Source organism: Streptomyces sp. NPDC004838, assembly GCF_053600955.1.
Genome location: NZ_JBSGAW010000014.1, coordinates 55385 through 75503, shown reverse-complemented (window position 1 = coordinate 75503; position 20119 = coordinate 55385). Strand labels below are relative to the sequence as shown.

General features: G+C 71.9%; 18 protein-coding genes. 11 read left to right on the top strand and 7 right to left on the bottom strand.

What is annotated here, in order from left to right; translation table 11 throughout:
- Positions 1 to 28: 28 nt before the first annotated feature.
- Both zapE and ACWEFL_RS17865 read left to right on the top strand, forming a co-directional pair.
- A complete protein-coding gene (gene zapE, locus ACWEFL_RS17870) occupies positions 29 to 1108 on the top strand; it encodes a cell division protein ZapE (RefSeq protein ID WP_451713180.1) in 1080 nt (359 codons plus the stop codon).
- Between the two features lie 43 nt (positions 1109 to 1151).
- The gene (locus ACWEFL_RS17865; protein ID WP_451713177.1) at positions 1152 to 1577 is read left to right on the top strand and encodes an OsmC family protein; all 426 of its coding nucleotides are present in this window, start codon (positions 1152 to 1154) and stop codon (positions 1575 to 1577) included.
- Positions 1578 to 2004: 427 nt separating this feature from the next.
- Here ACWEFL_RS17865 and ACWEFL_RS17860 read toward each other — a convergent pair whose 3' ends face one another.
- Together ACWEFL_RS17860 and ACWEFL_RS17855 are read right to left on the bottom strand one after the other, a co-directional pair.
- On the bottom strand, positions 2005 to 3393 hold the full coding sequence (locus tag ACWEFL_RS17860) for a S1 family peptidase (RefSeq protein ID WP_451713174.1): 1389 nt from the start codon (positions 3391 to 3393) through the stop codon (positions 2005 to 2007).
- A gap of 141 nt (positions 3394 to 3534) precedes the next feature.
- Positions 3535 to 4050 (bottom strand): cupin domain-containing protein, encoded by a 516-nt coding sequence (locus ACWEFL_RS17855; protein WP_451713172.1) that lies wholly within the window; start codon positions 4048 to 4050, stop codon positions 3535 to 3537.
- Positions 4051 to 4186: 136 nt separating this feature from the next.
- Between ACWEFL_RS17855 and ACWEFL_RS17850 the strand changes: the two genes are divergently transcribed.
- On the top strand, positions 4187 to 5083 hold the full coding sequence (locus ACWEFL_RS17850) for a polysaccharide deacetylase family protein (protein ID WP_451713445.1): 897 nt from the start codon (positions 4187 to 4189) through the stop codon (positions 5081 to 5083).
- On the opposite strand, the gene ACWEFL_RS17845 is transcribed toward ACWEFL_RS17850, so the two are convergent.
- Positions 5080 to 5259 carry a hypothetical protein gene (locus tag ACWEFL_RS17845; protein WP_451713442.1) on the bottom strand — a complete coding sequence of 60 codons (180 nt, stop codon included), beginning with the start codon at positions 5257 to 5259 and terminating at the stop codon, positions 5080 to 5082. The genes ACWEFL_RS17850 and ACWEFL_RS17845 overlap by 4 nt on opposite strands.
- A 114-nt stretch (positions 5260 to 5373) precedes the next feature.
- Positions 5374 to 6048 (bottom strand): AIM24 family protein, encoded by a 675-nt coding sequence (locus ACWEFL_RS17840; protein WP_451713169.1) that lies wholly within the window; start codon positions 6046 to 6048, stop codon positions 5374 to 5376.
- 226 nt (positions 6049 to 6274) lie between these two features.
- Between ACWEFL_RS17840 and ACWEFL_RS17835 the strand changes: the two genes are divergently transcribed.
- The 5 genes from ACWEFL_RS17835 (at position 6275) to ACWEFL_RS17815 (ending at position 12845) form a co-directional block, all read left to right on the top strand.
- Positions 6275 to 6991 (top strand): peptidyl-tRNA hydrolase, encoded by a 717-nt coding sequence (locus ACWEFL_RS17835; RefSeq protein ID WP_451713439.1) that lies wholly within the window; start codon positions 6275 to 6277, stop codon positions 6989 to 6991.
- A gap of 278 nt (positions 6992 to 7269) precedes the next feature.
- On the top strand, positions 7270 to 8046 hold the full coding sequence (locus ACWEFL_RS17830; RefSeq protein WP_451713167.1) for a DUF4142 domain-containing protein: 777 nt from the start codon (positions 7270 to 7272) through the stop codon (positions 8044 to 8046).
- 308 nt (positions 8047 to 8354) lie between these two features.
- Positions 8355 to 9725: a DUF692 domain-containing protein gene (locus ACWEFL_RS17825; protein ID WP_451713165.1), complete on the top strand. Its 1371-nt coding sequence runs from the start codon at positions 8355 to 8357 to the stop codon at positions 9723 to 9725.
- A gap of 2 nt (positions 9726 to 9727) precedes the next feature.
- The gene (locus ACWEFL_RS17820; RefSeq protein WP_451713163.1) at positions 9728 to 10681 is read left to right on the top strand and encodes a TIGR04222 domain-containing membrane protein; all 954 of its coding nucleotides are present in this window, start codon (positions 9728 to 9730) and stop codon (positions 10679 to 10681) included.
- A gap of 547 nt (positions 10682 to 11228) precedes the next feature.
- Complete coding sequence (locus ACWEFL_RS17815; RefSeq protein WP_451713161.1) at positions 11229 to 12845, top strand: alpha/beta hydrolase; 1617 nt, start codon at positions 11229 to 11231, stop codon at positions 12843 to 12845.
- Between the two features lie 115 nt (positions 12846 to 12960).
- Here ACWEFL_RS17815 and hemQ read toward each other — a convergent pair whose 3' ends face one another.
- Entirely contained in the window at positions 12961 to 13674 is a 714-nt protein-coding gene (gene hemQ, locus ACWEFL_RS17810; RefSeq protein ID WP_451713158.1) for a hydrogen peroxide-dependent heme synthase, read from the bottom strand.
- 4 nt (positions 13675 to 13678) lie between these two features.
- A complete protein-coding gene (gene hemG, locus ACWEFL_RS17805; protein ID WP_451713155.1) occupies positions 13679 to 15223 on the bottom strand; it encodes a protoporphyrinogen oxidase in 1545 nt (514 codons plus the stop codon).
- 130 nt (positions 15224 to 15353) lie between these two features.
- On the opposite strand from hemG, the gene ACWEFL_RS17800 reads away from it, so the two are divergent.
- Together ACWEFL_RS17800 and ACWEFL_RS17795 are read left to right on the top strand one after the other, a co-directional pair.
- Complete coding sequence (locus tag ACWEFL_RS17800; RefSeq protein ID WP_451713152.1) at positions 15354 to 16466, top strand: DUF4349 domain-containing protein; 1113 nt, start codon at positions 15354 to 15356, stop codon at positions 16464 to 16466.
- 28 nt (positions 16467 to 16494) lie between these two features.
- Positions 16495 to 17868 carry an FAD-dependent oxidoreductase gene (locus tag ACWEFL_RS17795; RefSeq protein WP_451713149.1) on the top strand — a complete coding sequence of 458 codons (1374 nt, stop codon included), beginning with the start codon at positions 16495 to 16497 and terminating at the stop codon, positions 17866 to 17868.
- A gap of 206 nt (positions 17869 to 18074) precedes the next feature.
- Here ACWEFL_RS17795 and hemE read toward each other — a convergent pair whose 3' ends face one another.
- Positions 18075 to 19139, bottom strand: a complete 1065-nt coding sequence (hemE, locus tag ACWEFL_RS17790) for a uroporphyrinogen decarboxylase (protein WP_451713146.1) — start codon at positions 19137 to 19139, stop codon at positions 18075 to 18077.
- A 91-nt stretch (positions 19140 to 19230) separates the two neighbouring features.
- Here hemE and ACWEFL_RS17785 point away from each other — a divergent pair, with 91 nt between their 5' ends.
- The gene (locus ACWEFL_RS17785; protein ID WP_451713143.1) at positions 19231 to 19911 is read left to right on the top strand and encodes a DUF3000 domain-containing protein; all 681 of its coding nucleotides are present in this window, start codon (positions 19231 to 19233) and stop codon (positions 19909 to 19911) included.
- Positions 19912 to 20119: the final 208 nt, after the last annotated feature.

Genomic DNA, 20119 nt, shown 5'->3' with positions numbered 1-20119 from the left:
TCTGGCACGCCCCTTACAGTGGTGAACTGTGTCGACCCGTGCCACCAGTGCCATAACCGAAGGCGTACCGCAGTCGCTGTGCGAGCGGCGGCCCCATGTCCCCGCCGAATCACTCGTCGCGGAGATGGAGCCGCCGCCGCGCTTCGACGCCGTACGGTTCGAGACGTACATCCCTGACCCGGACCAGCCCAGCCAGCGCGAGGCGGTCTCCGTTCTCGCCTCGTTCGCCGCGGGACTGGGCGGGGCGAACGCGAGCGGCGGAGGCCGGCGCCGCTGGTTCGCCAGGAAGCCCGCCGCCCCCGCCGCCCCCCGCGGTGTCTATCTCGACGGCGGATACGGCGTCGGCAAGACCCATCTGCTCGCGTCGCTCTGGCACGCCACGCCGGCCGATCCCTCGCTCAAGGCGTTCGGCACCTTCGTGGAGCTGACGAATCTGGTCGGGGCGCTCGGCTTCCAGGAGACGGTGCGGACGCTGAGCGGACACCGGCTCCTGTGCATCGACGAGTTCGAACTGGACGACCCCGGCGACACCGTTCTGGTCTCGTCGCTGCTCGGCAAGCTGGTCGAAGCGGGCGTGGCCCTGGCCGCCACCTCCAACACCCTGCCGGGCAAGCTGGGCGAGGGCAGGTTCGCCGCCGCCGACTTCCTCCGGGAGATCCAGGGGCTCTCCGCGCACTTCCGCCCGCTGCGGATCGACGGCGAGGACTACCGCCACCGCGGGCTGCCCGAGGCCCCTCCCCCGTACACGGACGAGGTGGTCACCAAGACCGCGTACGCCACCGACGGCGCGTCGCTCGACCACTTCCCCGATCTCCTCGAGCACCTGGCGACGGTGCACCCGAGCCGGTACGGAGCGCTCACCGAGGGCATCACCGCCGTCTGCCTCACCGGGGTGGGACCGGTGCCCGACCAGTCGACCGCACTGCGGCTCGTGGTGCTCGCCGACCGGTTGTACGACCGTGAGGTGCCGGTACTCGCCTCCGGGCTCCCCTTCGACCGGCTGTTCGGCGAAGAGATGCTGAACGGCGGCTACCGGAAGAAGTACTTCCGGGCGATCTCGCGGCTCACCGCACTGGCGCGTGACGCGAAGGGGCTCTCGGGGCAGTAGGTTCGGGGACGTAACCACCGTTCTGTGAGAAGGGATTCACACCATGGCGACGACGCGCACGGCACACACGGTCTGGGAAGGCGAGCTGCTCAAGGGCTCGGGCACCGTTACCTTCGACTCCTCCGGCATCGGTTCGCAGCCGGTCTCCTGGCCGTCCCGCGCCGAGCAGGCCAATGGGAAGACCAGCCCGGAGGAGCTGATCGCGGCGGCGCACTCCAGCTGCTTCTCGATGGCCCTCTCGCACGGTCTGACGGGTGCGGGCAACCCTCCGACCCGGCTGGAGACCAAGGCGGATGTCACGTTCCAGCCCGGTGAGGGCATCACCGGTATCCATCTGACCGTGCGCGGCGAGGTCCCCGGCCTGGACGAGCAGGGATTCCAGTCGGCCGCCGAGGACGCCAAGAAGAACTGCCCGGTGAGCCAGGCCCTCGCGGGGACGACGATCACGCTCACCGCCGAACTGGCCTGAGCCTACGGCCGCCGCACGGCCGTGAACGGGCCGCCGCACGGCGGCCCGTGGATATGTGGATATCCGTAGGACCCGCCCGGCACCGACACCGGACAGAGCGGCCCGGCCCGCACGGTTCACGCACCGATCAGGCGCGCGTTCCCTCCGTGCGGGCCTCCTCTGTGCGGACCTCCTCTGTGCCGGCCGCCTCTGCGCGGGCCTGCTTTGTGACGGTCACCTCAGCGCCGGCCTCCTCTGTGACGGCCGTCCGCTCGACGCGGCGGACGCGACGCTCACCGCGGGTCGGCCGTGCCGGGCCGGGGCCGGGCGCGGACAGCCTCGCGAGCCGGGCCCGCGGCGGGGCCGGGGACGAAAGAACGCCGGACGGGCTGAGGATCTCAGCCCGCCCGGCATTCATGGGGTCGTGGTCCGCGCGAGGCGCGGCGCGTCAGTTGTCCTGGTCGCCGCCATCGCCGTCGCCGCTGTTACCGCTGCCGCCGCTACCGCGTCCGTTGCCCTGGTCGCCACCGGTCCGGTCACCGCCGCTGACGCCGCCATACGCTCCGGCTTCATCGCCGCCGCCGGCACCACCGTCGGCGTCCGCGCCGCCATTCGCGTCCGCGCCGCCATTCGCGTCGGCACCACCGTTCGCGTCGGCACCGCCATCCGCGTTCCCGCCGCCGTTGGCGTTGTCGCCGCCTCCCCCGTCACCAGCGCCGCCGCCACCGCCGCCGATCTGCGCGCCGACCGCTTCGAGTGCCGTCGTCACCGGCTGGAAGAAGGTCTCGCCGCCCGAAGTGCAGTCCCCACTGCCGCCCGACGTGAGGCCGATCGCGTTGCCGTCGCGGGTGAAGAGCGATCCGCCGCTGTCGCCGGGCTCCGCGCACACATTGGTCTGGATGAGACCCGTGACCGTGCCCTCGGGGTAGTTGACCGTGGCGTCGAGGCCGGTGACCTGCCCGTCGCTGAGCCCGGTGGTGCTGCCCATCCGGAACACCTGCTGCCCCACGGCCGCGTCGGCCACCGCGTTGATCGCGATCCTGTCGCCCTGGCCGAGGTCGACCTCACTGGCGGCCTGCGTCGCCGGGTCGTCGTACGCCACGAGCGCGAAGTCGCCGGCACCGGGGAACACCGCCTCCCGCACCGTGCCGACCGGCTGGCCGTTCTGACTCTCCGACCACCGGTCGGCCACGACACCGCAGTGACCGGCCGTCAGAAAGCCGGGGCTGCCGTCCTGAGCGGTCACATTGAAGCCGACGGAACAGCGTCCGCCACCGCCGAAAATGGCGTCGCCGCCTTCGAGGAAGGGCTTGAACTCACCGGCCGACTTCTGGATCCGGGCCACGCCGGGGCCGAGGGCCTTCACCGCCGCTTCCAGTCTGTCCCACTTGCCTCCGGCGACGGTACGGTCCGCCGTGACCAGGACCTGGTTGTTCTTCGGATCGACAGCCCACGACGTGCCCGGGATCGTGGCCTGTCGGCTCAGCGTGCTCTTGGCCGCGCGCAGCCTGCCCACGCTGTTGCGGACGCGCTTCGGCACCGCCCCGGCCTTCTGGACCTGGTCCATGACTCTGTCGTCGCTGCCGACGACATTGACGACCAGCTGCTGCTTGCCGGCGTCGTAGTAGCCACCGCCGTACGCCTCGCCGAGCCGCGGGCCGATCCGCTTCACGAGTTCCGCCGCGGAGGCGGCGTTCAGCCTCTTGGGCCGGATCTCGGGATCCGATCCCTCCTGCGAGGCGTACGCCTGGGGCAGCAGCACGGCCGCCACGGCGATTCCGACGGCGCCCGCTCCCGCCAGAATCGCCTTCCTCTTCGGTATTCGTCTGTGACTCAACTCGCCGCCTCCTGTGTGGGGGTACGGAGTCCGGATGCCGGTGGCATCGGAGGACGCGTCCGCCCCTTGTTACGTACGAGGCGCGTGTTGAACTCACCGCAATCGGCAAAGAATCTTGGTGATGGCCCGTCAGGAAGCGGTTCAGGAGGGCAGCCGGGTGCCGCAGCGGCTGCAGTAACGTGCGGCGACGTCCTCGGCCGGGCGGTCGCAGCCGGGGCAGATCCGATTCAGCGCACAGGCCGGTTCCCCGCCCTCGAAGTCCCCGGCCGCCGCTTCGGAGCCCGTGGCCGCGCTCCGGATCGACATCCCCGGGCGGCGTTGGTGCGCGGTGACATAGACGAGACCGTCCGGTCCGGCGGCCACCCCCCGCCGCGCGCCGCGCGGCAGCCAGGCCACCGACCCCGGCTCCAGCCGCTGCCGTCCCGCGTCGCTCTCCAGCTCACCGCTGCCGGTCAGTACGGAGAGCAGCACGTCGAGGGCGGGTTCGACATGCGAGTCGACCCGGCCGCCCGGCCGTACGCGGACGATGTTCGCGTCCAACTGCCGTCCGGACTCGGCCAGCCGCCACAGCGCACCGCCCCGCTCCGGCGGTATACCGGTCACATCCGCCATGGTGGCGAGAACACGGGCCGTCGGGGACTGTGCCATCTCGGCCATGCCGATTCCTCCTGATCATCTCTGCGCCGGGCTGCGAAGTCGCACCCGCTCGGGTGGACAGCCTGGCTCCAATCCCGACACAGAAGCAACATGGGCGCTCACTGATGAATTACTCGCATATTTTCCGTTTGTGAGTATTTTCGTACGCGGGCTGATGGCGGTGGGGGTCCTGAGCGCCGTACTCGTCGGCTGTGCCGTCGAGCCGGATCCCGTCGGCGGGCCCGACGCCGACCCCGGCCGCACCGCGAGCCCTGGCCCTGGCTCCGGCACGGGAACCGCTCCGAGCGCGGAGGTGACCGTTCCGAGCGCGGACGCGGCCGTGCCGACGCTCGCACCGGGACCGGGCGGGCTGACACCGGTCTTCGAACGCGCCGCGGCCTCGCCCGCCGGGGCCGAGAAGACCGTCGCGCTCACCTTCGACGCCGATATGACTGCCGATCAGGGCCCGCGCGCGGCGGACGGCGAACGCTTCGACAACCCCGCGCTCATCGCCGCGCTGCGGAAGCTCCGCGTCCCTTCGACGGTCTTCATGACCGGCCGCTGGGCCGAGGAGTACCCGGACCAGGCGAAGGCGATCGGCGGCGACCCGCTCTTCGAGATCGCCAACCACTCCTACAGCCACCACGCCTTCGCGTCCCCCTGCTACGGCCTGCCCACGATCGCCGAGCCGGATATGAAAGCCGATGTGGACCGGGCGTTCGCCGCGTTCGAGAAGGCCGGGGCACGCCGAGTCGTCCCGTACTTCCGCTTCCCCGGCGGCTGCTACGACGACCGGGCCCTGCGGGCCCTCGCCCCGGCGAAGGTGACCGCCGTCCAGTGGGACGTCGTCAGCGGGGACGCCTTCGCGAAGGACCCGGACGCGGTCGCGGAACAGGTGCTCGCGGGTGTGAAGCCGGGTTCCCTGGTGGTCATGCACTGCACCCTCAGCGCGGCCCCCGTGACCGAGCAGGCGATCCGGAAGATCGTCCCCGAGCTGCGGAAGCGCGGCTACCGCATGGTGAAGGTCTCCGAGCTGATGCGCGCCGCCCGTTAGCCGGAGCAGGCAGTCCGCTGGGCTTCCTGCCACTCGCAGACCGGGCAGAGGGTGGAGCCCTTCACCGACTCCGGGTACTCCGTCGGCTTCCGGCACAGCACGCACTCCGCGAACGGAGGCCCGGCCGCCGCTCCGGGCGGGGGCGGATCCAATGGCCCCGCAGACACCTCGGGCACCTCGACCGCCTCAGGCACCTCGGGCACGGGCACGCGCGCGGGGGTCGGCGTTCCGCAGTACGGCTCGTCCATGCGCACCAGAGTAGTCATCGCCGCGGCCCACCCCGTGACCGGTCAGCTGCCGGTCCTCTGCGGCACATGCTCGCTGGGCCGCACGATCACAAAGCCCTCGCCCTGAAGCATCAGCTGCACGGCCTCGCCCGATCCGCCACGGACCATGGAGCCCCACGACTGGCCGCGGTGCAGCGAGGTGTTGAGGGTCGCGCTCCAGCCGACGACCGCGTCCGTGTCGACGTACACGGGCTGCTGGGAGGTGACGGGGATCACGATGGGGTTGCCCTCGCAGATCACGGCGAGCTTCCCGTATCCGGTGAAGACGCTGTTGAAGAGTCCGCCGCCGGCCGCGCCGACCCCCTTCACGGTCTTGATGTCGTACGAGAGCGTGGCGTCGAAGCAGAGGACGTTGCGGCCGTTGATGGTCAGGGCGTCGCCCTGCTCCAGCTCCACGATGAAGCAGTTCGCCGCCTCGTGCGCGAACCACGCCTCGCCCTGCCCGCGCACGGCCATCAGCGGCAGTCCCTCGCCCGTGACGGCGCGCTTGAGCATGCCGCCTATGCCCTGGCTCTTACGCTCGAACTGAAGGTTGCCGCGGTAGGCGACCATCGATCCCTGCCGTGCGTGCATCTCCCCGTTCACGGCGTACTTGATCGACTTGGCGTTCTGCTGCGTCATGCCGGGAGCGGTGGCCTGCTGGGCGGTGTTCTCGGCTGCGAAGAGGTCGCTTTTCATGAGACGCATCCTCGCCCGGAGGGATACGTTCCGCCAAGAAGCCCGATGTCACCGGTCCGCGGAGCCGCCGAAAGCGAGACGCCCGGCTCGTCCGGGCAGGTCAGGCTGGCAGACTTCTGGTGTGAGCAGCGATTCCTCCGGCCCCAGCGCGCCCAGCGGCCCCGGCGCTCCCCTCCGCCCCGGCGGCGCGGACAGCCCCTCCGACCGCAAAAGCGACCACGCCGACATCCCCGACAGCTCCAATGGCTCCGACAGCCCCTTCCGTCACGAGAGCACCGATCGCGATCAGGCCCCTCAGTTCGTGCTGCCGCTGGTCGTCCGGATCGAGAGGACCGGGCCCCCGTCCCTGACCGACGCGCTGGAGACGGCCGCCCGCGCGGTGCTCGCCATCCTGGCCGACGAGCGGTCCACAGGGGACGGCGAGTGGGCCCGCGCGATACAGGACTGGCAGGACGCCCGTATCCGCAAGGTGGTCCGGCGGGCGCGTGGCGCGGAGTGGCGCCGGGCGTCCGCGCTGCCGGGCCTCACCGTGACCGGCGGCACGGCGGAGGTCCGGGTCTATCCGCCCGTACCGCTCGACGGCTGGCCCAAGGACCTGGCGAGGCTCCAGGTCTCCGGCACCGATCTCTCGGATCCCGAGCCCCCGGCAGCGCTCGACCCGGCGGGTCCGGTGCTCTGGATGAGTCCGCGGCTGGAGATGTCGGCGGGCAAGGCGATGGCGCAGGCCGGGCACGGCGCCCAACTCGCCTGGTGGGAGCTGTCGGAGACGGACCGCACGGCCTGGGCGGAGGCCGGGTTCCCGCTCAGCGTCCGTACGGCCGAGCCGGAGCGGTGGGCGTCCCTCGTCTCCGGCCCGCTGCCGGTCGTCCGCGACGCAGGCTTCACGGAGATCGCCGCGGGCTCGTGCACGGTGGTCGCCGACCATCCCGCGCTGCGCCGCTGAACGAACCTGTTCCGGCCTCCCTCCCTCCGCCGCCCATGGACCGGCGGACCGTACGGTCGCCTGCCGTACGGCGGTCCGGGTCCGGGACCGGCACCGGCACCGGCACCGGCACCGAACCGTCGGCTCTCCCGTCCCGTCCGTCCGCCCGGCCGCTCCCTCCCCTTGGTGAACACCGCGGCTCCGCGTTACGTACCTCTCAGTACCGTCAAACGGATTGAGTGGATGTTCAGTTGGCGGTTGGTTTGCCGTCAAGCACATCGGCTCGGGAGGCACATTTGTTGCGGCGCATCAACGGGACGGCCCTCATCGTCGCGGCTCTCGTCGCCACCGTGGGAGCGCTGGCGTTCCCCGTGTGGTCGTACGCGGACCGTTCCGGAACCGGTCAGGACAACCTCAACGCGTCGACCGTCTCGACCCAGTGGGGTCCGCTGTCGGCCACGGACCGGGACTTCCTCGTCAAGGTCCGGCTGGCCGGACTCTGGGAGCTGCCCGCGGGGCAGCAGGCGATCGAGCGCGCGCCGACCCAGGCGATCAGGGACGCCGGTGACCATCTCGTCGTCGGCCACACCGATCTCGACATCCGGGCCCGCGATGTGGCGGCGAAGCTCGGAGTCGAGCTGCCGAACCAGCCGAACGACCAGCAGCAGGCATGGCTTCAGGAGCTTTCGGCGGCCGGCGGGCAGGAGTACGAGCGCAAGTTCGCCAATCTGCTGCGCAACGCGCACGGCAAGGTCTTCTCCCTCGTCGCGCAGGTCAGACACACCACGCGCAATACGCTGATACGCCAGCTGGCGAGCGATGCCAATGTGACCGTGCTCGACCACATCACCATGCTGGAGGCCACCGGGATGGTCGACTTCGACGCGATCGCCAACGAGGCCGCGGGCCGTGCGACCGCCAGCCCGACCGGCCCGCCGCCGCCGAACGGGAACCTGCCCGCCCAGCCCCGGCCCGCCCAGCCGTCCGGCGACGGGAACTTCACGTCGCAGCCGTCCACCCGGCCGGGTGCGCCGACGTCGATCAACACCAGCCGTCCCGCGCCGTCGTCGTCATGACCGCGGGCGGTGGGTGACGGGAGGGGCCGGTGCGCCGGCCTCTCCCCGTCGCTCCCGTCGCCCTAAAGTCCGCTCCCCTGTCTTCTCTGTCTCCGCAAATCTCCTCTGTCGCAAATCTCCTCTGTCTCCGCAGATCTCCTGTGTCTCGGCTGTCTCCACCGGGTCCGGCGGGCGGTCCACAGGCAGGCCGGGGAACCTCAAATAAGGCTCTGAACGTCCTCCACCTTGGGTTCAACCGCCCTCAGCCGGGGCCATGAACCCTGCATGCACATGCCGTCACACGGCATAGTGGTCACGGGGAGGGGATCATGAGACTCGGAACAGGAATCGGCTGGCGACCGGAGATCGCCGACGCGGTGGAGGAACTGCCGGGCCTCGACTGGGTCGAGGTGGTGGCGGAGAACGTCTGCCCCGGTCATCTGCCCGCCTCAGTGACGCGGCTCCGCGCACGCGGCGTGACGGTCGTCCCGCACGGCGTCTCCCTCGGCCTCGGCGGCGCGGACCGCCCCCGTGAACAGAAGCTCAAGGAGCTGGCGGAACGAGCGATCGCGCTGGACTCGCCCCTGGTGACGGAGCACATCGCCTTCGTACGCGCCGGAGGCGACCTCACCGCCTCTCCCCCGCTGGAGGCGGGCCATCTGCTGCCCGTTCCGCGCACCTGGGACGCGCTCAAGGTGCTCTGCGAGAACGTCCGGATCGCCCAGGACCTGCTGCCCGTGCCCCTGGCGCTGGAGAACATCGCCGCCCTCATCTCCTGGCCGGACGAGCAGCTCACCGAGGGCCAGTTCCTCGCCGAGCTGGTCGAACGCACGGGCGTCAGGCTCCTCATCGATGTGGCGAACCTCCACACCAACCACGTCAACCGCGCCGAGGACCCCGCCAAGGCGCTGGACGAGCTGCCGGTCGAGGCCATCGCGTACGTCCATGTCGCGGGCGGTGTCGAACGCGACGGCGTCTGGCACGACAGCCACGCCCACCCGGTCACCGAGCCGGTCCTCGACGTCCTGCGCGAACTGGTCTCCCGCGTCTCGCCGCCGGGCGTCCTGCTGGAGCGCGACGACGACTTCCCTCCGGCCGAGGAACTGGGCGCGGAGCTGGAGACCATACGCGAGGTGCTCAGGACGGCGGCCCGCCCCGGCGGTGCGGCAGCCGACACCACCGCCACGGCCCGGAACACCCCGGCCCCACCGAACACACCAAACAAACCGAACACAGCCGGCGCCCCTGCCCCTGCCCCTGCCCCTCATGCACCGGGTCCCGAAGACACCCGGGACGCCCGTGAACAGCTGGCGATCGCGCAGGCCGCGCTGCTCTCCGCGCTGGTCGCGGGGACTCCCGCCCCCGAGGCGTTCGACTCTCGTCGGCTGCGGGTGCAGAGCCGGGCGCTCGCCGTCAAACGGGCCACCGTCGTCGCGAAGATCGCGCCCGAACTCCCCGAGATCCTCGGGGACGGCTACCGGACCGCGTTCCTCTCGTACGCCAAGGCGCGCCCGATGCACGCCGGTTACCGCCGGGACGCGCTCGAGTTCGTCGAACAACTGCTGGTCACGGGGCATCCCGAGGACGACCTGACCCGCAGACGGCTGAGCCTTTGGTGGCAGGAGCGGGCGGCGCCGCCCCCGCCCCGGCGCACCCGCCGAATCGTCTCCGCGGCCCGTGCCGCGCTGGTCAGGAGGTGACCATGGATCTGGGTCTGCTCGCGATCATCGTCTACGTCTGCATAGGGACCTCCAGCGTCCTGCTGATCGCCCGCAGGAGGGCGGACCGGGCCCATGAAGTGCCGGTGGACCGCGACTACGCGGTCCAGGACGTGTACGAGGCGTCGTTCCTCGCCGGCGGACCGGGCCGGGCGGTGGACACGGCGCTCGCCACGATGCAGGCGGACGGACGGCTGCTGTTCGCCGAACCCGGCGTCGTCTCCGTACACAGCCCCGTCGCCCATAATCCGGTGGAGCGCGCGGTGCTCGACGAGTTGCTCGCCGCGCCGTCCGGCTCGCTGAGCGCGCTGCGGCACGCGGTGATGCGCTCGTCCGCCGTGCAGGCACTCGGCGACCGGCTCGCCGATCGCGGGCTGATGGTGTCGCCCGGAAAGCAGGTGAAGTGGTCGGCCGGGTGGGAAGCCCTCCTGGTCGTCCAGGGCCTCATGACCGGCCTGTTGCTCCCCATCGGCGGCATCGGCATCACCATCGCCAGCTACACCAACGACTGGGACCGCCTGGCCCTCCCGTTCATCGTGGTGATCCTGCCCGCCGAGATCCTCGGCCTGATCGTCATGTTCACCCAGGAAGACCGGTCCCGCCGGGTCACCTCCGGCGGCCGGCGGGCGCTGCGCGTCTATGGAGCGCGGTACGGCGGGGAGACCTCCCCGGCCCGCCGCGTCGCGATGAAGGGGCCGCGCGGCATCGAGGACCGCCGATTCCAGGCCCTGCTGGTCGCGGCGGCGGCGGTGGCCATGGTCACCACGGTCGGCGCGACGGCATCCGTCGGTGCCGAAACCGCCCCCGCGTGGTGCGGGACTTCCGGTGGGTCGGGCTGTGGAGACTCCGGCGCCGGCGGAGGCGACGGAGGAGGGGACGGCGGAGGCGGCGACGGCGGGGGCTGTGGAGGATGCGGCGGCTGCGGCTGCGGCGGCTGACCGGACTCCCCCGCGACGGCCCTCGGGCCGAGGCCACGACGGCCTCGGCCGCCGGGAGGCACGTGCACCTCGGGGTACATGCCGCCGCGGGGCACGTACCGCCGTGGGCCGCCGGCACGCCCCCGGACCCACGGTGACGCTCCCTCAGGGGCGGTCGTCGAAGAGGCGATCGAGAAGGCCCGCAGGGTGGCACGCCCCGGCCGGCGCTCGGACGTCCACCGGCCCCGGCCCCTGCTCCGGCCGCCGTCGCACGCTCACCGCGCCCGTCCGCGAACTCCCCTCCCGTGAGCCCCCCGCCCGCGAGCGCCGGCGTGAACGTCTCCCCGGCTGTTCCCCGCCGATCCCGTGGCCGACTCCGTGGTTGGCTCCATAGTCGGCTCCGCACCCGCGAACAGCGTCCAGGGGCGGGCGTGGAGGGCGCGCGAGCGCGCGTGGAGCGCATCGGGGTCATTGACCGCGACACCCCCCATCGGTGCTTTACATCGCGACACACCGCGCCAAGGCTTGCGTCCCACTGCCGTCCGCACGAAGGGCCGAAGGTAACGCGATGAGAGCAGTGGCGAAGTACGGACTCGTGGCCGGTCTCGGCTCCTTGGTCATCACCACGCTGGCCGTCCCCCCGGCCACCGGCACGGCCGTCGCCGACACCGTCATGGACGCCGAGCGGCGCGGCACCGCCGTCGCCGCGGGGCGGGCCGCCGCCGCGGGCATCGCCTTCGGCGCCTGTCCCAAGGCGGAATCGCTGCCCAAATCCGTCTCCTGCGGCACGGTCGAGGTCCCGCTGGACTACGCCGAGCCCGACGGCCGACGCATCTCCCTGACCGTCAGCCGGGTCCGGGCGAGCGGCGGACCGGACGAGTACCAGGGCGCGTTCGTCTACAACCCCGGCGGGCCCGGCGCGTCCAGCATGTACTTCCCGATGGTCGCCCAGCTCCCCGAGTGGAAGCGGGTCGCCCGCGCGTACGACATCGTGGGATACGCCCCGCGCGGCGTCGGCCGCTCGGCCCCGCTGTCCTGCCAGGACCCGGCGGATTCGATCAAGGGCCCCACGCTCGCCCCCACCCATCCGTCGCCCTCGTACAAGCGGGAGCGGATCGCGGAGGCGAAGGCGTACGCGGACGGCTGCGCGCGCAAGAACGGCTCCGCGCTGCGCCACTACACCTCCCTCAACAACGCCCGCGACCTCGATGTGCTGCGGGCGGCCCTCGGGCAGGAGCGGCTGACGTTCATGGGCGCTTCGTACGGCACGTACTTCGGCGCGCTGTACGCGACGCTCTTCCCCTCGCACGTGCGCCGGATGGTCTTCGATTCGGCGGTGAACCCCGCCCGCGACAAGATCTGGTACCGCAACAACCTCGACCAGTCACTGGCCTTCGAGAGCCGCTGGGCCGACTTCCGCACCTGGGTCGCCAAGCACGACGCGACCTTCGGCCTGGGCGCCACGCCCGAGGCGGTGGCCCGCAGCTACGAGAAGGCGCGCGCCCAGCTCGCGAAGAAGCCTGCGGGCGGCGAGGTCGGGCCGGGCCAGCTCCAGGCGGCGTTCCTGGGAACCGCGTACTACGACGACTACTGGATGCCGCGCGCGACCGCGCTCTCGGAGTATCTGAAGGGCAATGAGAAGCCGCTGATCGCACAGGCCGCGCCGAAGCCCGAGGCGGCGCGGGACGCGGAGAACGCCACCGCCGTGTACACGGCGGTCGAGTGCAACGACGCGCCCTGGCCGACGGAGTGGCGGGTGTGGGACCGCGACAACACCGCACTCGCCCGCAGAGCCCCCTTCGAGACCTGGGACAACGCGTGGATGAATCTGCCCTGCGCGTACTGGTCCCCTCCCCGGCAGGAGCCCCTTGAGGTCCGTACGGAGCGGGGCGCGCTGCCTCCCGTGCTGATCCTGGCGGCGGAGCGGGACGCGGCGACGCCGTACGCGGGCGCGAAAGAGCTGGCGCGCCGGCTGAGGGGCGCGGTGCTGATCACGGAGAAGGACGCGGGGACGCACGGCATCGGCGGCGGCCCCAACGCCTGCGTCAACACCCACCTGGAGAACTATCTGCTCCGCGGTGAGACGCCGGTACGGCGCGCGTCGTGCGCGCCGCGCCCCGAGCCGGACCCGGTGTCGCTGGACCGGCGGACGGAGCAGCCGAAGCTGCCGCGTACCGCCGCCTGACCTCAGCCGCACTCCGGAAACCCCCGGCCGGTCGGCTCACCGGCCGGGGGCGACGATCCAAGACCGGCGCCGGCCCCAGACCGGCGATCGATCAGACCGGCGACGGATCAGACCCTCAGGCCAGCGCCGACACCAGCTCCGCGACCGACTTGCGGCGTCCGGTGTAGAACGGGACCTCTTCGCGGACGTGCATCCGGGCCTCCGAGGCGCGCAGATGGCGCATCAGGTCGACGATGCGGTGCAGCTCGTCCGCCTCGAAGGCGAGGATCCACTCGTAGTCGCCGAGCGAGAACGACGCCACCGTGTTGGCGCGGACGTCCGGGTAGCCGCGCGCCATCTTGCCGTGGTCGGCGAGCATCCGCCGCCGCTCCTCGTCGGGCAGCAGATACCAGTCGTACGACCGTACGAAGGGGTAGACGCTGACCCAGTCGCGGGAGACCTCGTCCGCGAGGAAGGCCGGGATGTGCGACTTGTTGAACTCGGCGGGGCGGTGCAGCGCCATGTTCGACCAGACCGGCTCCATCGCCCGTCCGAGCCGGGTGCGGCGGAAGAGGTTGTACGCCTCCTGGAGCTCGTCCGCGGTCTCGGCGTGCCACCAGATCATCAGGTCGGCGTCGGCGCGCACCCCGGAGAGGTCGTAGGTACCGCGCAGCGTGACGTCCTTGGCGGCGAGCTGGTCGAACAGCTCCTGGACCTCTTCGGCGTAACCGGTCCGGTCCTCGGGCAGCACATCACGCAGTTTGAAGACCGACCACAGTGTGTAGCGGATGACCTCGTTGAGGTCCTTGGCCTTCTTGCCCGCGTTGGGGATCTTCTCTGGCGCGCTCATAAGGCTATTGTCCCCCGCGCCGCTCCGTACTTCGCGTCAGGGTGGAGGTCCCGCTTCGCGTCAGGGTGAAGGCCGCGAGGATCTCGTCGGCCGCGCGCTGTCCGTCGGCGACGCAGGCGGGGATGCCGACGCCGTCGTACGCGGCTCCGCACACCCGCAGGCCGGGGAGCTTGGCGACCTCCTCGCGGATGCGGGCGACCCGGGTGTGGTGCCCCACGGGGTACTGCGGCAGGCCGCCGATCCAGCGGGTGACCTCGCTCGCGACGGGCCGGGCGGCGAGACCGGTGGCCGCGCCGAGGTCGCTCAGGGAGACGTCGACGAGTTCGGCGTCCTCACGGTGCAGATGCTCCTCCTCGCCGTACCGCCCGATCGATGTACGGAGCAGGAAGAGGTCGGCGGAGCCCTCGCCCGTCCAGTTCCACTTCCGGCTGGAGAAGGTGGACGCCTTGATGGTGCGGCCGTCGACGGGCGGAACGAGGAATCCGCTGCCGTCGGGGAGGATCCCGGCCAGGTCGGTGCGCCGGAAGGCGAGGGTGACCAGGGCCATCGAGGCGTACTCGATCGTGCCCAGTTCGGCCGCGGCGGCCGGTGACTCGCCGGAGAGCAGTTCGGCGGCGGACCAGGCGGGGGTGGCGAGCACGACGGCGTCGGCGGTCAGGGAGTCCCGGTCGGTGCGGATGCGCCAGCCGTCGGCTGTGCGGCTCATCCCGAGGGCGCGTGTGCCGGAGAGGATCTCGCCGCCCCCCTCGCGTACGGCGCGGGCCACCGCGTCCGGGAGCGTGCCGACACCGCCCTCGATGCCCATGAAGACGGGTCCGTCCTGCTGCCGCTCGGCGGTACGCCGCTGGACGTCCCGTACGCCGTCGAGGAGCGAGCGGTGGCTCCGTACGGCCTCGAAGAGCGCGGGCACGGACGCGCGCATGGAGATGCGGTACGCGTCACCCGCGTACACCCCGCCGAGCAGTGGCTCGACCAGCCGGTCGACGACCTCGCGGCCGAGGCGTTCGGCGACGAAAGCGCCGATGGCGACGTCGTCGCCGAGGTCGGCGGGCCCGAGGTCGCGTTCGCGCGCGATCCGGGCGACGCCCTCGGGCGACAGCAGTCCGGCGAGGGCCTCGGGGGCGGACGGCACTCCCATCACATGGCTCTTGGGCATCGGCCGCAGCGCGTCCCGTGTCCAGACGGACGCGGTGCTCGTGGCGGGCGGCTGGAGCCGGTCGGCGAGTCCGACGGCGCGGGCCAGGGCGACCGCCTCCGGGCGGCGGGCGAGCATGGACTCCGCGCCGAGGTCGACGGGCATGCCCTCGATCTCGCCCGTGAGCAGCTTGCCGCCGACGCGGGCGGCGGTGTCGACGAGGGTGACGCGCGCTCCGGCGGTGACGAGCCGGTGGGCGGCGGCGAGCCCGGAGATACCGCCGCCGATGACGACGGCATGGCCGAGGGGCGCCCCGGAGCCTGTGGTGGGGGCGGGGTGCGCAGCGGGGCCGGAGGCCGGAGTGGAACCGGTGCCGGAGCCCGTGCCGGTGTCCGCGTTGTGGGAGGACTGCATGCCTCCACTCTCTCAAATCCCTTTCCGAGTCCCGAACGTGACCGGTTCGGGATCGTGAAGCGGCAACCCTCACCGGGGGTCTCTCCGTCGAAGAGGCAACATTGGACGTCTGGCCATGGGGGGCCGATTTATGCGTGCTCGACGTGCGTTCGCCGCACTGGTGATAGCCGCTTCACTCGCACTCGCACTCGCGGGCTGCGGAGCGGGAGACTCGTCCGACAGCGACACGAAAGCGGCGACCCGTGAGGAAGCCGCAGTGCAGGATCCGGGAACCGGGCCCGGCTCCGGCAGGAACGACACCGACGGGAACGACACCGACGGGAGCGACGGTGCGGCGACCGACGAGAAGACCGCCGGCGCTCCTCCGTCGACCGGGCCCGACGGGGCCGGCGGATCCCAGCGGAAGTCCTCGGTCTCGCCGTCCCATGTCATCCGCACCGCCGAGCTGAGCGTGGAGGTCAAGGACGCGGAGAAGGCCCTGACCTCCGCCCGCGAGGCCGCGGAGAAGGCGGGCGGCCACGTCGCCGACGAGACCACCGAGTACCTCGACACCACCGGGGACGAATCCCCGATGACCTCGCGGATCGTGCTCCGCGTCCCGCAGGAGCGGTACGCGGAGGTGCTGGCCGAGCTGGCGAAGGGTGGAAAGCTGCTCTCCCGGAAGGCCGACGCGGAGGACGTCACCGATCAGGTCGTCGACGTCCAGAGCCGGATCGCCACCCAGCGTGCGAGCGTGGCGCGGGTACGGGAGCTGATGGACCGGGCGGACAAGCTCAGCGACGTCGTGACGCTGGAGAGCGAGCTGAGCAAGCGCCAGGCGGAACTCGAGTCGCTGCTGGCCCAGCAGGCTTCGCTGAAGGACCGTACGGCGCTCTCCACCATCACCCTGAAGCTGTCCGAGCCGGAGGCCGGGAACGAGAAGAAGGAGAAGGACGACGATCCGGGCTTCCTGGACGCGCTCGGCGGCGGCTGGGACGCGCTGACGGCGACGGTCCGCTGGATCGGGATCGTGTTCGGGGCGGTGTTCCCGTTCGCCGTGGTGCTGGGCGCGCTGTACGCGGTGTGGCGCTGGCTGATCCGGCCGCGGTTCGCCAAGCGAGACGTCGCGGGCGGGGCCGAGGGCGCGCCCGCCGCGCCGGGTCCGCTCCCGGTGTACGGCTCCCCCGCACCCGCCCCCGCACCCGCTGCCGCTGCCGGGCCCGCCTCCGGTTCCTCGGCCGAGCCGGAGCCCGGCCGGGAGTGACCGTTCCGTCCCCCGTAGCGTGTGATCCATGGCAACGGAGCGACTGGTGGTCATCGGGGGCGATGCGGCGGGCATGTCCGCCGCATCGCAGGCACGCAGGTTCAAGGGCCCGGACGAGCTGGAGATCGTCGCGTTCGAGCGCGGCCACTTCAGCTCGTTCTCGGCGTGCGGGATTCCGTACTGGGTGGGCGGTCAGGTCCCGAAGCGCGATGACCTGATCGCCCGTACGCCCGCCGAGCACCGGGAGCGGGCGATCGATCTGCGGATGCGCACGCAGGTAACGGAGATCGACACCGCTGCCGGGCGGGTGCGGGCCCGCGATCTGGAGAGCGGCGAGGAGTCGTGGACGGGTTACGACAAGCTGGTGATCGCCACCGGCGCGCGGCCCGTCCGGCCGCCGCTGCCGGGCATCGGCGCCCCCGGCGTCCACGGGGTGCAGAACCTCGACGACGGGCAGGCCCTGCTGGACTCGCTGGCCGCCACGGAGGGCCGGTGCGCGGTCGTCGTCGGCGCGGGTTACATCGGCGTCGAGATGGCGGAGGCGCTGCTGAACCGCGGCTTCGACGTGACCGTCCTCAACCGCGGCGAGCAGCCGATGGCCACGCTCGACCCGGACATGGGACGGCTGGTGCACCGGGCGATGGACGGCCTCGGCATCACGACCGTCGACGGCGCCGATGTCACCGGGATCCTCACGGGCGACGACGGCAGGGTCCGCGCGGTGACGACGGCGGACGGCGAGTACCCCGCCGATGTGGTGGTCCTCGGCATCGGGGTCGAGCCGGAGACCACGCTCGCGCGCGAGGCGGGTCTCCCCCTCGGCGCGTACGGCGGCCTCCTCACCGACCTCGCCATGCGGGTCCGCGGCCACGGCGACATCTGGGCGGGCGGCGACTGCGTGGAGGTCCTCGACCTGGTCTCCGGGCGGGAGCGTCATGTGCCGCTGGGCACCCACGCGAACAAACACGGTCAGATCATCGGCGCGAACGTGGGCGGCGGCTACGGAACGTTCCCCGGCGTCGTCGGCACGGCCGTCAGCAAGGTCTGCGATCTGGAGATCGCCCGGACCGGCCTCCGCGAGAAGGACGCGTCCGAGGTCGGCCTCCAGTACGTCACCGCCACCATCGAGTCCACGAGCCGGGCCGGCTACTACCCGGACGCCGCCCTGATGACCGTCAAGATCCTCGCCGAACGCCGCACCGGCCGCCTCCTGGGCGTCCAGATCGTCGGCCGCGAGGGCGCGGCCAAACGCGTCGACATCGCGGCGGTGGCCCTCACAGCGGGAATGACGGTGGATCAGATGATCTCCCTGGACCTGGGGTACGCCCCGCCCTTCTCCCCCGTCTGGGACCCGATCCTGGTGGCGGCCCGCAAGGTCTCCCGCCTGGTCACCCGGTCATAGCCCACCCGCCGCGAGCCTCCCCGCCCCGGCCGCTCCCCGGAGCGTGGGCAAACCCACCGACCACCGAAACCGGACCCCACACACCCCGCCCGGCGACCGAGACGCCGGATCCGGGGCGGAGCACCGGAAGGGCCTGCGCGCGGCGGCGGTGGCGGACCGGGGACGGCGGCCCGCCACGGGACGCCGCCGACGGGGAGACGGAACCGCTACCGCGCCGTCTCCTCGTGGACGAAGCTCACCAGCCGGGTCAGCGCGTCGGGATCCATCGTCGGGAGCACCCCGTGCCCCAGGTTGAACACATGCCCCTCCAGCCCCGCCGCCGCGGCCAGCACCTCACGGGCCTTGGACTCGACCACCTCCGGCGGGGCGAAGAGCACCGCCGGATCCAGGTTCCCCTGAAGCGCCTTGCCGGGCCCCACCCGGCGGGCCGCCTCGTCGAGCGGAACGCGCCAGTCGACGCCCACGACATCCGCGCCCGCCTCGCCCATCAGCCCGAGCAGTTCGCCCGTGCCGACGCCGAAGTGGATACGGGGGACGCCGTACGACGCGACCGCGTCGAAGACCTTGGCCGACGCGGGCAGCACCGAGCGCCGGTAGTCCGCGGGGGCCAGCGCCCCCACCCAGGAGTCGAACAGCTGCACCGCACTCGCGCCCGCCTCGATCTGCACCTTCAGGAACGCCGAGGTGATCTCCGCGAGCCGGTCCAGCAGATCCGCCCACAGGCCCGGGTCGCCGTACATCATCGCCTTGGTGTGCTCGTGGTTGCGGGACGGCCCGCCCTCCACCAGATAGCTCGCCAGCGTGAAGGGAGCGCCCGCGAAGCCGATCAGCGGGGTCGCGCCCAGCTCCTCGGTCAGAAGGCCGATGGCCTCCGTGACGTACCAGACGTCCTCGGGCGTCAGGTCCCGCAGCCGCGCCAGATCCCCGCGGGTACGGATCGGGTCCGCGACGACCGGCCCGACGCCGGGCTTGATGTCCAGATCGACGCCGATGGCCTTCAGCGGCACGACGATGTCGCTGAAGTAGATCGCCGCGTCGACCTTGTGCCGCCGCACCGGCTGGAGTGTGATCTCGGTGACCAGGTCCGGCCGCATGCAGGAGTCCAGCATCGCGACGCCTTCGCGGACCTTGAGGTACTCCGGCAGGGAACGGCCCGCCTGCCGCATGAACCAGACCGGAGTGTGCGGAACCGGCTCGCGTCGGCACGCCTTCATAAAGGCGGATTCGTACGTCTTCGGCTGCTGGCCCGAGGGGCGGTCGTTGGCGCTCACGACCCAAATCTTCGCACGTACGCGGGAAGCACCGGCCCCGCACGGGTGTCCTTGCCTGCACCGGAGCCCCATTCCGCCTACTCTTCCCCGCATGGCTGCGGCTCAGGGACGTTTTTCCGATCATGCTGAACATTCAGACAGCGCCGATTCCACGGACGGCGCGGAAGGGAAGGGCGTCCCACGCGCGTTCCGGCTCGCGGTCGAGGCGCTGAAAGGCGCCAGACTGCGCCCGGAGATCGAGGTCGATCCCGCGCGCCCGCCACAGCGGCTCGCGCCCCACGCGTACGCCCTGGAGGCGGCGGTCGTCGACGGCGAAGAGGATCTCGCGGACGGCCGGCTCGTGCTGCTGCACGACCCGGCCGGTCACGAGGCATGGCAGGGCGGGTTCCGGCTGGTGACTCTGGTACGCGCGGAACTGGAACCGGAGATGGCGGCGGATCCGCTCCTGCCCGAGGTGTGCTGGTCGTGGCTGACGGGCGCGCTGGAGGCACGCGGGCTCTCCTACGGAGAGCCGAGCGGTACCGTCACCCGCGCGAGCTCTCACTATTTCGGTGGACTCTCACAACGGCGTCCCGCGACCCAGATCGAGATCCGGGCGTCGTGGACTCCGAAGGAGGGCCGGGGCGGTGTGCCGGACACCTCCGCACACCTTGTGGCCTGGTGCGATCTGCTCTGTCAGATCGCCGGACTGCCACCGTCGCCGGCCGGTCCGGCGGACGCCGTGACGGGTGTGGTGACGCTTCCGCAGCGGCGGGGGCCGCAGCATCGGTGAGGTACGGCCGACACGGCGGGGTGACGCGGTCCGGGACACTGAGTCCGGACCGCGTCCTCGTTTCCGCTTGCCCCCCACGTAACCGTCCTCTCGCTCCCCCAGCCTCTCCGCCGCCCCGTACCGCGTCACCGCCCCCACGACCGCTCCGGCCCCGCGCCACGCCCCCGGGCGCACCCACCCTCTGGTAACGATCCGTCAGGTCACTCGT

Coding starts and splice junctions, on each gene's coding strand:
- ACWEFL_RS17865 (WP_451713177.1), top strand. CDS start 1,152: ATGGCGACGACGCGCACGGCACACACGGTCTGGGAAGGCGAGCTGCTC.
- ACWEFL_RS17855 (WP_451713172.1), bottom strand. CDS start 4,050: ATGGCCGAGATGGCACAGTCCCCGACGGCCCGTGTTCTCGCCACCATG.
- ACWEFL_RS17840 (WP_451713169.1), bottom strand. CDS start 6,048: ATGAAAAGCGACCTCTTCGCAGCCGAGAACACCGCCCAGCAGGCCACC.
- ACWEFL_RS17825 (WP_451713165.1), top strand. CDS start 8,355: ATGAGACTCGGAACAGGAATCGGCTGGCGACCGGAGATCGCCGACGCG.
- ACWEFL_RS17820 (WP_451713163.1), top strand. CDS start 9,728: ATGGATCTGGGTCTGCTCGCGATCATCGTCTACGTCTGCATAGGGACC.
- ACWEFL_RS17815 (WP_451713161.1), top strand. CDS start 11,229: ATGAGAGCAGTGGCGAAGTACGGACTCGTGGCCGGTCTCGGCTCCTTG.
- hemQ (WP_451713158.1), bottom strand. CDS start 13,674: ATGAGCGCGCCAGAGAAGATCCCCAACGCGGGCAAGAAGGCCAAGGAC.
- hemG (WP_451713155.1), bottom strand. CDS start 15,223: ATGCAGTCCTCCCACAACGCGGACACCGGCACGGGCTCCGGCACCGGT.
- ACWEFL_RS17800 (WP_451713152.1), top strand. CDS start 15,354: ATGCGTGCTCGACGTGCGTTCGCCGCACTGGTGATAGCCGCTTCACTC.
- ACWEFL_RS17795 (WP_451713149.1), top strand. CDS start 16,495: ATGGCAACGGAGCGACTGGTGGTCATCGGGGGCGATGCGGCGGGCATG.
- ACWEFL_RS17785 (WP_451713143.1), top strand. CDS start 19,231: ATGGCTGCGGCTCAGGGACGTTTTTCCGATCATGCTGAACATTCAGAC.